The organism is Microseira sp. BLCC-F43, from assembly GCF_041929235.1.
Lineage (GTDB): Bacteria > Cyanobacteriota > Cyanobacteriia > Cyanobacteriales > Aerosakkonemataceae > Microseira.
Genome location: NZ_JBHFNP010000149.1, coordinates 25,606 through 37,694 on the forward strand (window position 1 = coordinate 25,606; position 12,089 = coordinate 37,694).

10 protein-coding genes and 1 pseudogene are annotated in these 12,089 nt (G+C 43.7%); 8 read left to right on the plus strand and 3 right to left on the minus strand.

All coding sequences use genetic code 11. The annotated features are described in order from the left end of the window. Positions 1 to 105: 105 nt before the first annotated feature. Genes ACE1CM_RS21305 through ACE1CM_RS21315 form a run of 3 tightly spaced genes read left to right on the plus strand, consistent with a single transcriptional unit; the run spans position 106 to position 3,316 of the window. Positions 106 to 1,245, plus strand: a complete 1,140-nt coding sequence (locus ACE1CM_RS21305; RefSeq protein ID WP_374880124.1) for a DUF262 domain-containing protein — start codon at positions 106 to 108, stop codon at positions 1,243 to 1,245. Continuing rightward, a complete protein-coding gene (locus ACE1CM_RS21310; protein WP_374880126.1) occupies positions 1,242 to 2,387 on the plus strand; it encodes a DUF3696 domain-containing protein in 1,146 nt (381 codons plus the stop codon). The genes ACE1CM_RS21305 and ACE1CM_RS21310 overlap by 4 nt, the downstream gene beginning before the upstream one ends. A gap of 2 nt (positions 2,388 to 2,389) precedes the next feature. Next, positions 2,390 to 3,316, plus strand: coding sequence for a hypothetical protein (locus ACE1CM_RS21315; protein ID WP_374880128.1), 927 nt, complete (start codon positions 2,390 to 2,392; stop codon positions 3,314 to 3,316). A 39-nt stretch (positions 3,317 to 3,355) separates the two neighbouring features. Here ACE1CM_RS21315 and ACE1CM_RS21320 read toward each other — a convergent pair whose 3' ends face one another. Beyond that, complete coding sequence (locus ACE1CM_RS21320) at positions 3,356 to 3,646, minus strand: hypothetical protein (protein WP_374880130.1); 291 nt, start codon at positions 3,644 to 3,646, stop codon at positions 3,356 to 3,358. 303 nt (positions 3,647 to 3,949) lie between these two features. Here ACE1CM_RS21320 and ACE1CM_RS21325 point away from each other — a divergent pair, with 303 nt between their 5' ends. The 3 genes from ACE1CM_RS21325 (at position 3,950) to ACE1CM_RS21335 (ending at position 8,025) form a co-directional block, all read left to right on the plus strand. Then, positions 3,950 to 4,921, plus strand: coding sequence for a M48 family metallopeptidase (locus ACE1CM_RS21325; protein ID WP_374880132.1), 972 nt, complete (start codon positions 3,950 to 3,952; stop codon positions 4,919 to 4,921). Between the two features lie 129 nt (positions 4,922 to 5,050). Beyond that, positions 5,051 to 6,661: a mucoidy inhibitor MuiA family protein gene (locus ACE1CM_RS21330; RefSeq protein WP_374880134.1), complete on the plus strand. Its 1,611-nt coding sequence runs from the start codon at positions 5,051 to 5,053 to the stop codon at positions 6,659 to 6,661. Positions 6,662 to 6,801: 140 nt separating this feature from the next. Beyond that, positions 6,802 to 8,025: an ATP-binding protein gene (locus ACE1CM_RS21335; protein WP_374880136.1), complete on the plus strand. Its 1,224-nt coding sequence runs from the start codon at positions 6,802 to 6,804 to the stop codon at positions 8,023 to 8,025. A gap of 14 nt (positions 8,026 to 8,039) precedes the next feature. Here ACE1CM_RS21335 and ACE1CM_RS21340 read toward each other — a convergent pair whose 3' ends face one another. Further along, positions 8,040 to 8,474: a hypothetical protein gene (locus ACE1CM_RS21340; RefSeq protein WP_374880138.1), complete on the minus strand. Its 435-nt coding sequence runs from the start codon at positions 8,472 to 8,474 to the stop codon at positions 8,040 to 8,042. Positions 8,475 to 8,684: 210 nt separating this feature from the next. On the opposite strand from ACE1CM_RS21340, the gene lysS reads away from it, so the two are divergent. After that, positions 8,685 to 10,226, plus strand: a complete 1,542-nt coding sequence (gene lysS, locus ACE1CM_RS21345) for a lysine--tRNA ligase (RefSeq protein ID WP_374880139.1) — start codon at positions 8,685 to 8,687, stop codon at positions 10,224 to 10,226. A gap of 252 nt (positions 10,227 to 10,478) precedes the next feature. Beyond that, positions 10,479 to 11,009, plus strand: a pseudogene (locus ACE1CM_RS21350) (ACP phosphodiesterase). 338 nt (positions 11,010 to 11,347) lie between these two features. On the opposite strand, the gene ACE1CM_RS21355 reads toward ACE1CM_RS21350, so the two are convergent. Beyond that, positions 11,348 to 12,061 (minus strand): 2-phosphosulfolactate phosphatase, encoded by a 714-nt coding sequence (locus tag ACE1CM_RS21355; protein WP_374880141.1) that lies wholly within the window; start codon positions 12,059 to 12,061, stop codon positions 11,348 to 11,350. Positions 12,062 to 12,089: the final 28 nt, after the last annotated feature.

Here is a 12,089-nt window from a genome sequence, read left to right on the forward strand (position 1 = left end):
ACAATGCAACTATGCCATCTCAGAAGACCCTAATTTACTGATGTAGCCGCTACAGGCATTCCCAGCAGGTTACACAATGGGTGATGAGGTCAAGGAGTATTTGCTATGACACAGTTAAAGAACGATTACACAGAATTACCAGAAGATGACATTTTAGAAGAAGAAGAGAACGATCAAGACCAATACGAAAAAGCTACGTTCCGGTATGACCCGGACAAAATTAACATTGTTACCAGGGAACCAACTATTGAACAATTACTGAGACGAATTGATGAGGAAGCGCTTGATTTAGCACCTGATTTTCAGCGTCAGGCAGACATATGGAAGCCTGATGTTAAAAGCCGATTAATTGAATCTATTCTGATTCGGATTCCGCTACCAGCTTTTTACATAGACGCAACTAATGAAGATAAATGGTTAGTTGTAGATGGATTACAGCGGCTATCTGCCCTCAAACACTTTATTAGCGATCGCAGCGACAAGAGGCTTAGACTAAGTGGACTAGAGTATCTTACAGACCTTGAAGGGAAAACTTACGATCAGCTGGAGCGCAGATACCAGCGTCGTATTGAAGAGACTCAGGTGACAGTTTATCTGATTGAAAAAGGCACACCTGATGAGGTAAAATACAATATTTTTAAACGAATTAACACGGGTGGAACACCTCTATCGCCCCAAGAGTTACGCCATGCGCTCAATCCTGGTAAAGCATCCCAATTTTTGGCTAAGCTTGCTAAATATCAAGAATTTCAGCAAGTTGTCGATCTTAGTGACTCGAAAAAGAAGCGGATGGATGACCGAGAATTTATACTTGGTTTCTTAGCTTTTACACTTACCTCTTACAAAGATTATGATGGGAATAGAGATTCATTTTTAAGTCAAGCCTTATTTAAGGCTAATCGTCTGTCAGAATCCGAATTAGACCGGATTGATAATAATTTTAAAAAAGCTATGATTGCTGCGTTTGATCTATTCGGGGATGATGCATTTCGTAAACTATCTAAAAACAGAAAGAAAAAATATCCGTTGAATAAAGCACTATTTGAATCTTGGTCAGTAAATCTAAGTCAGCTTAGCGAGCAAGAAATTCAAATATTGAAAAGCAGAAAATCAAAGTTAATTGAGAGATTTAAAAAATCTGTAGATAGCGACAAAGAATTTTTGGCATCTATTTCTCAGGCGGCGAACAAGGTAGAATATCGATTTATAACAATTGAAAAAATTATCCAGGAAGTTCTACAATGATAAGTAATTTGCGTTTGATAAATTTTAAACCTTTTACAAATCAGGGACTTCAATTTAGACCGCTAACTTTGCTTTCTGGCATTAACAGCACTGGTAAATCTTCAGTGCTACAGTCGCTACTGCTGCTGCGTCAATCTTACCAACAGGGATTATTGCCAAAAACAGGATTGGCATTGAATGGAGATTTGATTTGCATTGGTACTGCTCAAGATGCGTTCCACGAGGGGACGACAAAAGAATATCTTGGTTTTGATATTGCGTGGAGTGAAAATAACATAGAGGCGCAATGGCGTTTCACGTACAACCTAGATGTGGATGTACGCGAAACAGTGGGTTTACTGGACGTAGATGTATTAAATATTGATGCAGAGCCAACTAATTACGATGTATATAAATCAAATATTTTTAGTCAAAAGTTTCATTACCTCCAAGCCGAAAGGATTGGGCCTCGTCCATCTAATGAAATGTCAGATTATCAAGTGCGACGACTTGGGCAAATCGGCACTAGAGGTGAGTATACACCACACTTTCTTTTAGTACATGGGCGCAAAGTTATTCCCAATTCAAACCTCCGCTACCCGCAGGCAAAATCAATGGATTTGATAGACCAAGTTGAAGCGTGGATGAGAGAAATTAGCCCTGGTACGCGCCTAAAAATTACACCAAATTCAAGTAGGGATTTGATAAGTTTGCAATACTTTTACGGAGACAGCAATCCCTACCGTGCCACAAATGTTGGCTTTGGAATTACATACACTTTGCCGATTATTGTTGCAGCTCTAGCATCCGAACCAGGTACAATGATTCTCATAGAAAATCCAGAAGCCCATCTCCATCCCAAAGGGCAAGCAAAAATGGGAGAGTTGTTGGCACTTGCAGCCAGTTGCGGTGTTCAGGTGTTGATAGAAACCCATAGCGACCATGTTTTGAATGGAATTCGTCTAGCAGTTCATGGCGGAAAAATTGATTGCAATGATGTGCAACTACACTACTTTCAACGACGAGAAAAAGAAGGATTGGCTTTGACTGAAGTAGTTTCACCACGTATCAATCGTAATGGAAGAATTGATAAATGGCCTGACGGATTCTTTGATGAGTGGGATAAAAGTTTGGAAGCTTTGTTAGAACCAGTGCAAGAGTAAAAATGGATTTGGAAATAGTTTTTAATGAAATTTCCCTAAAAACTCCTGCTTCTGATATTGCCACTGCAAGACAATGGATGAGCAACTTAATTGACACTATACGTGCAGTGAAACCAGCATCAGGTGTCAAAAGAAAGCTGCGCGCTAAAAGCGATTTTCAATACTTGTTACTTGCAGAGGATTATCGTGTAATTCAGTGGCGCAACGATCCAGATGTAGATTTAGAAACGCGAAGATTTCTCAAAGCTCTTCAAGACAAAAATGACCCACCATTACCAGATATTGCCGCTCCAGAAATAGAAGTTATATATCAGGGAAAACAAGCTATTGGACTTCAATATGCTTTTGTGTTTAATGCGCTTGTAGTCAGCTTGATGTCTGAGCCTGAATGGAACTGTAGCAGATTAGAACTGGAAGTAACATCAGTCGATGATAATGATGAATTAATTACTAAAACAGAAAGTGTGATTCATGCAAGTAGTATTGAACATGTAAGAGAACATAATGAATGGATTAGGAATCGTCTCACATTAGAAGTGCTAAATGGAACGGATCTGTGGAATCGCAGAAATGAGTTATTCCCCAGCTTAGAATTTTGTGAAGATGTTGCTAAGCAGATCGAATGTCTTTATTCCGGTAACCCAATGCTAGGACAAGTAGTAGAACGTTTATATCATCTCGATAATTACTGCAAAACTTGGACAGATGGTGCTTTTGATTTAAATCGTCTTCCTTATAAGATATCTCCAGAAAGTGATTCAAGGCTGAAGCAATTAAAACAGAACCTAACGTTTCAGTGTCCTGATGGTGAGGAGCGTATATTCAGTTTGCACGCCCGCATGACACCGGGAGCTTGGCGGCTTCATTTCTGTGTAGAATTAGGGCCGGGAAAAATAATTATTGGATACATTGGTCTGAAAATCCAATAATCCCTTGATATACAATGACATTACTATCTAGCAAGGCTTTCACAGATTATGTTTCTCCTTTAAGGCTTCCCAGCGAGCTTGATCTGGATCAAAATCAGGTGGTGCAGGCTGGGTTTTTTCAAACCAATCTTGGAAAGCTTTGATTTTGGTGCGAGATTGTCTTTTAGGTGTGGCATTTTCTGGGTTACTTTTCGCCGGTGTATCGTTATCAACTGTCTCAACTGCCTGCAAAATGATGATTTCTACTTCTCCGGGTGGCATTTTAACGGGGGACGAGATCGCTAAGTTACCCGCTTCATCAACTATGCCTTTGAGTTTGTAAGCTTGCATAATATTTCTCAATTCGCTCTGCTTCTAGATTATGCCGCGCTAAGCATTGCATTTGTTGGCTCTTACCCCTCGCCAAGCTACGTCCAAGGGGGATTACGATAGCATGGGGTTATGCGATCGCACACCTGCCATCAGTCTCCATCACCCTCAAGCCGTCACCCTCAAGGGTGCGGCTATACAAACGAAGTCCGCCTGCGCGGACTGAAGAAAAATCAACGGCTTTAAAGCCTGCGTAGGCAGGCTTTGTTTGTCACGCCCTACCCTTCGAGGGTAGGTCACCCATCCCATCCCATCATCGTTATCATGCCCACCTACACCGGAATCGCCAGCAACGCCTTTCGTCACCCCCTAGATTTGGAAGCAGAACAAAGCTTACGCAACTTACCCGGCTTCGATCTCGTCGCGCGAAAATTTGTCGAATTTCTCTACGAACGTCCCCAATTTGTGTTTCATATGGGCAACAGCATTCAAGTGGGGCCGCGTCAGTATTCTACGCTTTATCAAATGTTTCGCGAATGCGTGCGGGATTTAGATATCTACCCGGAACCGTCTTTATTTGTCAGTCAATATCCCATCTCCAACGCTTATGCTTTGGGTCAAGAACAACCTTCGATCGTTCTCAATTCCGGCTTATTAGATTTAATGGATGAAACCGAACTGCGTTCGGTAATTGCCCACGAATTAGGCCATATCAAATGCGGTCACACTACTTTAACTCAAATGGCAATTTGGGCAATTAGTACTGCTTCTTTAATTGGTGAACTGACTCTGGGATTGGGAAATGTCATCGGCAGCGGTTTAGTTTTTGCCTTTTATGAGTGGAAGCGCAAAGCCGAATTATCTGCCGATCGGGCGGCTTTATTAGTCGTGGATGACATCAATCCCGTCATGAGTGGGATGATGAAATTAGCGGGCGGTAGCAGTAAATATGCCAACGAATGCAGCTTAGAAGAATTTATCCGCCAATCGGAAAGGTATCAAGAACTCGACCGAGAAGAACTCAATCAAGTTTATAAATTTCTGCTTTATAATAACTTGGCTCAAGGTGTATTTCTCAGCCATCCTTTCTTAGTAGAACGCATCGGTCACCTGCGCCAGTGGTCAACTTCCGAAGACTACCGCCAAATTCGCAACGGTAATTATAAACGCTCCGCCCCAGAGGGAGCGGTTGAAGTTGAAGCTAAAACCCCCAACAACCAAGTTAACGATTTGCGACGACAAATTGAAGAATTGCAACAAGAAATTGACAGAATTAAAAAGAATAAATCCAATTAACGAACTATCCTATGAAATGAAAGGGAAAAAATCACAGGACTTACCCACGAGGAACCAAGAAACCGGGTTTCTTGGCGTCAGTCCTCAATTAGTAACTGCGAACGCGAGTGCGGAAGGGAGGCATATCCCATGAACCCAGAAACCTCTTTTCCAGCCAGTCAGTCGATAGTCGCTCCCATAGCAGAAGTGACGGTTTATACAAATCAAGCTTTAGTAACTCGGCGCGGTATGGTGTCGCTGACTGGTTATGAGCGCGAATTAATTGTTTCTGAATTGCCGTTAACCCTCCAGACGGACTCGGTACGCGCAAAAGTTAGCGGTAGCGTCCCCGTGAAATTATTGGGCGTGCGAACCGAAAAAGTTTTTGCTTCTGAAACCTTTGCCAAGCGCGTCGTCCAGATAAGTCAGCAAATTCGGCAGTTAGAAGAACAACAGCGCAATCTGCGGGATATACTGACATCGGTGGGACTGCAACGGGATTTTGTCCGAGGTTTGGGGGAAAAGTCGGTGGAACGTTATTCGGGATTAAATAGCCCAGAAAAAATTAGTTTGAATGAGATTGAGGAGTTCCTAAACTTTTTGGGACAGCAGCACGGGGAATATGCTAAAACAATTGCCCAGCGGGAAAGGGAACAACAAGAAATCGATCGACAATTAGAAGCATTACGCCAGCAGCGACAGCAAATGGTGCAACCTGCTTATAAGGATACGTTGAGCAGTTACAAGATCGTTGTTAGTGTAGAGCCTGCTAATGCTCTTGATTTCGAGTTAGAAGTATCTTACCTGGTCAATCGAGCGATTTGGACTCCCATATACGATTTGCGGACTAGCAGCAGCAAGCGGGTAAATTTGAGTTATTTAGCGGAAGTTAGACAAAAAACAGGGGAAGATTGGATGGGTGTTGCCCTGAAACTTTCTACCGCCAAACCAGCGCTGACAACACTGCCTCCCAAGCTGAAACCCTGGTATATTGACAGCTTGGATGCGACTCCAGCACCGGCGCCCGATTTGAGAGAGGATACAGATTTCGCCGAGTTAGAAGTGCTGTTGGCAGATGAAACCGATGCGGTTAAGAAACAAAATGTAGTAGAAACGCAGAAAGTCGTCAGTTCATCGGGTAGCGTTGTGACATTCTGCGTTGATGGGGGGTGCAATATTCCCGCCGATGCAGCGGCGCATAAAGTCGTCATTTTTAGCCAAGATTATCCTTGTCGCACCGAGTACGTCGCGGTGCCGCGATTATTTAGGTTTGCCTATCTTGAAGCTACGGTAAAGAATAACGTGCTGGGGGCAACGCTGCTACCGGGTAAGGCGAATATTTTCCGCGATGATGCGCTGGTAGGGACGACCCAGCTAGAGAAAGTTGCACCGGGAGAAGAGTTTAAACTGAACTTAGGAGTTGATGAGGGTTTGAAAGTTGAGCGGGAATTAGCTGAACGGGAGGTAGAACTGATGGGGAATTATCGCCGCACAACCTATGATTATCGATTGGTGGTTACCAATTTACGCGATCGCGCGACTACCATAAGACTAATCGAACAATTGCCCGTGAGCCGCAACGAGCAAATTAAAGTCCACCTCAAATCCACCAATCCCCCAATTGGGCTGGGCAAGATGGGTCAGCTAGAATGGTTGCTGGCGCTGCCACGTCAATCCAGGGGCAAGCATAAACGGGAACTATACTATCAGTTTACCGTTGAGCATCCCGCCGACTTAACTGTGGTAAGTTTGGATATTTAGCCGTTGTTTGTAAAGATAACATAAAAACATTAGCGCCTTGGCTGCCAAACCCGGCTACTGCTGTATTATGTAAGTAAAATTACAATTATAGAAGAATCGCCAGCACCTGAAGTCGTTCATCAAAAAATCAATGGTAAAACATGGATACTAGAAACACGACAATCCTAGTGGTAGATGATGAACCCAATAACCTGCGGGTTCTATCCACAATATTGAATAAACGGGGTTACAAAGTCCAAAAAGCCATTTGCGGCAACCTGGCTTTAAAGGCAGCGATCGCGTCTCCCCCCGATTTGATTTTGCTCGATATCATCATGCCAAAAATTAATGGGTATGAAGTTTGTAAACAATTAAAATCAATAGATAATACTCGCGAAATACCCGTAATTTTTCTGAGCGCTTTAGACCAAACAACCGATAAAGTAAAAGCCTTTGAATTAGGTGGGGTAGATTACATTACCAAACCATTTCAAGTAGAAGAAGTATTAGCGAGGATTGAGAATCAACTAACGATCAGGAACCTGCAAAATAAACTCCAGAAACAAAACGATCGCTTGCAACGGGAAATAGAAGCCCGCAAGCAGGCAGAACACAAAAAAGATGAACTGATTTCCATCGTCAGCCACGAATTACGCACACCTTTGGCTTGTATAAAGACTGCGTTAGAGCTTTTGAGTACGGGGCATTATGGCGTTCTGGAAGCGAAGGGACATCAATTTATAGACATTGCGCTGACGAATAGCGATCGCTTGTTACGCCTGCTCAACGACCTTCTGGATTTGGAACGGATCGAAGCAGGCATAGATTTGACATCTAGAGAAAACTGCAATATTGCCGATTTGATGGAACAAGCGGCAGATAGTTTGCAAGCAATGTCTGAACAAGCTGAGGTGACGCTATCGCTTTCCACTATCCCCGTAAAACGATACGTTAACCCAGACCATATCATCCAAGTGCTAACGAATTTACTTAGTAATGCGATTAAATTTTCAACCCCAGGTAGTACAGTGTGGTTGACAGCGGAATTGCTAGAAACTGGAGATGAGGAAGCGGGATCTAATCCTCAGTTACAAAACTTACTAATCAAAGTAAAAGATCGGGGACGGGGGATTCCATCAGATAAACTCGAATCAATTTTTGCTCGCTTCGAGCAAGTCTATCCTTCCGACGCACACCAGAAAGGCGGTTCTGGGCTTGGTTTAGCTATCTGCCGCAGTATCATTGAGCAGTATGGCGGAAAAATTTGGGTTGAAAGTAGTCTGGGTGGAGGCAGTACTTTCTACTTTACCTTGCCAGATTTGCCAGCCAATTACGCTGTATTTTATGAAGAATCTGAGCGAGCTATAGATTTGGCGGCAAGGTGAATAGGAAATAACATTTAGCTTGCACTTGTTGGCGAAGTTGGTTCGGTATACTCGCAAAAAATGCCGAGCCCGACTTTGAGAATATATAAAATGATAATAGTAGCGATCCCTGGATTAATCGGCAACGTTGTAATCCCAGACAAAGTCACAACCAACGTAGTCAATAAAGCCGCATTTCCTGGATTTTTAAGATATTCGTTGAGAATCGCCCGAAAACCCTCGTGACCGCAAAGTTCATCCCGCATAACTTTCAGCGTCACTTGCCAGAGAGATTTTTGAGTTTCGAGTGGTTCGATTCCGTTTGCTTGGGTCCACAACTGCTCGAAAGTCGTGTCGAGTCTGCCGTTGTGTTTTTTGAGCAGTTCCATTGCTTCGTCAGCGGGGGGATAATCGTGCAAGATGGCTTGCATTTCGTCAATTTCTGTGAAATTTAAGAGGATGGGGTTCATAGGTTTTTTGGGGTGAGGATGGAAGACTTCGCTTCTTTATTCCATCGTAATTAAAAGCGAAGGAAATTGACGGGCGACACCCTCTCTCTAGAAACCCGGTTTTTGTAAAAAACCGGGTTTCTGACTTTATAATATAAATTCGCTATCGGCCTATGCTTAAATTAACTTTAGCATCAGGGCGCAAAGCGATCGCTTATAAAAAATATCACCATGTCCTCCGATCAGTCCCCAAGAGAACACGAATCAACCCTAGAAGAAATCCGCGCTACGCGACTCCAGAAAGTCGAACAGATTAAGCAACTGGGTTTCAATCCCTACGCCTACCGTTGGGAGTCTACCCACCACGCAGCGGAACTTCAGGAGAAATACGCCGAGTTACCCAGCGGTGAAGAAGTTGACCTAGAAGTTGCGCTCGCAGGACGTATCTTAGCACGTCGCGTCTTCGGCAAACTCGCCTTCTTTAGCTTGCAAGACGAAACTGACACGATTCAGCTATATCTGGATAAGAAAAGAATCTCCGAAAGCATGGCAGATATCGATGGGGAAGCTTTTAACCACTTGAAGCAACTCACCGATGTCGGCGATATTATCGGCGTTAAAGGGACGATTAAACGCACTGAAAAAGGCGAACTATCGGTTTATGTCAAGCAATACGCGATTTTAACTAAATCCTTATTACCTTTACCCGATAAGTGGCACGGACTCACCGACGTTGCTAAACGCTACCGCCAGCGCTACGTTGACTTAATTGTAAATCCCCAAGTACGCGAAACCTTCCGCCGTCGCGCTCAAATTACCACAGGAATTCGGCGCTATTTAGACGAAAGGGGTTTCCTAGAAATAGAAACGCCAGTCCTGCAATCAGAAGCAGGCGGTGCAGATGCGCGTCCTTTTATCACGTATCACAATACCCTGGAAATGGAATTGTACCTGCGAATCGCGACAGAATTGCACCTGAAGCGATTAATTGTAGGTGGGTTTGAAAAAGTGTACGAATTGGGGCGAATTTTCCGCAACGAAGGTGTCTCCACGCGCCACAATCCCGAATTTACCACGATTGAAGTGTACCAAGCTTATGCCGACTACAACGACATGATGGCGCTGACGGAAAATTTGATTGCTACCGTCGCCCAAGAAGTGTTAGGTACGCTGCAAATTACTTATCAAGGTGAGGAAATAAACTTAACACCTCCCTGGCGTCGCGCTACCATGCACGAGTTAGTACAAGAAAAAACCGGGTTAGATTTGAACCGTTTCCAAACAGTTCACGAAGCAAGAAAAGCTGCCCACGAGTTTGGCGTTGAAGGTTTGGAAGACTGCGAAACGATGGGACATTTGCTGAATGAAATGTTTGAGCAAACGGTAGAATCCCATCTGATTCAACCTACCTTTGTAATTGATTATCCGGTGGAAATTTCTCCCCTGGCGAAACCTCACCGGGAAAAACCAGGTTTGGTCGAGCGATTTGAGCTATTTATAGTAGGGCGAGAAACTGCGAATAGCTTTTCTGAATTAACCGATCCCATCGATCAGCGACTGCGACTGGAAGCGCAAGCGGAAAGGAAGGCGGCGGGAGATTTGGAAGCGCAAGGCGTGGATGAAGATTTCCTCACCGCGTTGGAATACGGAATGCCGCCGACGGGGGGATTGGGAATTGGCATCGATCGCTTGGTGATGTTGCTGACTGATTGTGCCAGTATTCGGGATGCGATCGCTTTCCCCCTCCTCAAAGCAGAAAAGTCGGAAAATTAAAGCCACTCAGAAACGCCCCCACCCCCAGGTTAAAACCTGGGGCTACACAAACAAAGCCCGCCTTCGCGGGCTGTAAAAATTTTAGCCCGCGAAGGCGGGCTTTGTTTGTATAGCGATACCCTTTAGGGTATCGCCTTTTTGGCAAAGATATTGTTTAAAAAACCCGGTTTATTTTGAAATCGCTCATCTATGAACTATCTCGCTCATTTACTATTAGCAGAAAACCATCCTGAATCCCGAATTGGAAACCTAATGGGCGATTTTGTCAAGGGCAATTTAGAAAAATATAACAACCAATATAGTGCGGAAATTATCAAAGGTATAAAGCTGCATCGAAAAGTTGATGAATTTACAGATACGCACCGAATTTTTATTAACAGTAAAAGGCGAATCGTTTATAATAGAAGATTTTCCGGCATTATTATCGATGTTTGTTACGACCATTTTTTAGCAAAGCATTGGGAGAGGTTTTCTGATGAAAGTTTAGATAAATTTATCGGCAATATTTATACATAATTACAAAAATATCAAGATATTTTACCAGCTAATTTACAGAAAGCACTACCCAGAATGATTGCTGAAGATTGGCTCCGCTCTTACAGAACGCCCGAAGGCGTTGGTTTAGCATTTGCGCGGATATCCCGACGCTTGAAAAGAGAAAATACTTTGGCGACAGCAATCGATGAACTGATGAATAATTACTCTGGAATAGAGTCTGATTTTTTAAGTTTCTTCCCAGAAGTTATTAGTTATGTAGGAAAACTATGCCAAGAACCGAGATAAATATCGTTTTCGCTTCAAGATGGTACAAATCCCATCCCGCCTCACCCCCCTTGGCAAGGGGGGAAGCAGAATCAAAGTCGATCGTTTTCGCTTCAAGATGCGATAAATCCCATCCCCCCTAATACGGTTTTCCCATGAATGCGAAACACTTGGGGCGGGGCGGGTTTAGTTCAACTGTTTGTTTTTACCAAAGGTTATTGGTAAAACCCGCCCCTACAATCCCCACATGTTGATGTGTAGCATTATCAAGGGAAATCGGTATAACCCCCAATGCCTTGGGGGGAAGCAGAATCAAAGTCCCCCTTTTTAAGGGGGATTTAGGGGGATCTGTTACAGATTTAAGGGAAAACGCTATAAGCTCCATCCGCGAATACGGGTATGCAATTGCTAACATTTAAAGCTGCGGCAATTTCCACGTCTAGTGTAAATCCCCTGGCGATTAACTCTTTACCAGAACTGCATTGTTTCAAAGCGTCACCAAGCGAGTCACGCCAGTTTTGAAATACTGCTACAGCAGCTTCCGCTTCGGGTGAAAGTTTTCCTTCCAAATAACTAAGAATAGCACCTGCTCCAATTAAATCTTCCCACGCTGGACGCAAACTGCCATCTTCCCATCGCTCTCCTGCTGGAATGACGGCAATTTTAGCACCGTAGTTAGGGGCATTGCGAGCGATCGCACCACAATTGCGAAGACACCCCGCCAAAGTAGGTGTGTTCAGAGTCCGCAATGTTAAATTTGAACCGTTGGGAGATGGTAAAACTAACCTAGTTCCGGCGGGAATATTCACCAGCGTTGCAGGGGAAAGCGAGTATCCTTGTTGGCGATCGCTACTTGCCAATTCTGCCTGCACAGATTTAGCGTACTCGGCAGCTGACTCATCGCGCCAGGGATAAGGAAAGACAATTGCTTTGTTGTTTGTAGCAATTTCTACACAAGTTGAAAAAGACAGGACATCGACAATGATTACCACATCGCTGATGGGGGCAAGTTTAGCAACTCCCCATTCTCCCCACTCGCAACGCAAATCAAACTCGGATTGGTCAAAAATCATTGCTAAAATCTTGGCTAATTTTTTTACG

Bases quoted from the DNA above. Each gene is read 5' to 3' on its own strand.
- ACE1CM_RS21305 (WP_374880124.1), top strand. From the start codon at position 106: ATGACACAGTTAAAGAACGATTACACAGAATTACCAGAAGATGACATT.
- ACE1CM_RS21310 (WP_374880126.1), top strand. From the start codon at position 1,242: ATGATAAGTAATTTGCGTTTGATAAATTTTAAACCTTTTACAAATCAG.
- ACE1CM_RS21315 (WP_374880128.1), top strand. From the start codon at position 2,390: ATGGATTTGGAAATAGTTTTTAATGAAATTTCCCTAAAAACTCCTGCT.
- ACE1CM_RS21320 (WP_374880130.1), bottom strand. From the start codon at position 3,646: ATGCAAGCTTACAAACTCAAAGGCATAGTTGATGAAGCGGGTAACTTA.
- ACE1CM_RS21325 (WP_374880132.1), top strand. From the start codon at position 3,950: ATGCCCACCTACACCGGAATCGCCAGCAACGCCTTTCGTCACCCCCTA.
- ACE1CM_RS21330 (WP_374880134.1), top strand. From the start codon at position 5,051: ATGAACCCAGAAACCTCTTTTCCAGCCAGTCAGTCGATAGTCGCTCCC.
- ACE1CM_RS21335 (WP_374880136.1), top strand. From the start codon at position 6,802: ATGGATACTAGAAACACGACAATCCTAGTGGTAGATGATGAACCCAAT.
- ACE1CM_RS21340 (WP_374880138.1), bottom strand. From the start codon at position 8,474: ATGAACCCCATCCTCTTAAATTTCACAGAAATTGACGAAATGCAAGCC.
- lysS (WP_374880139.1), top strand. From the start codon at position 8,685: ATGTCCTCCGATCAGTCCCCAAGAGAACACGAATCAACCCTAGAAGAA.
- ACE1CM_RS21355 (WP_374880141.1), bottom strand. From the start codon at position 12,061: ATGATTTTTGACCAATCCGAGTTTGATTTGCGTTGCGAGTGGGGAGAA.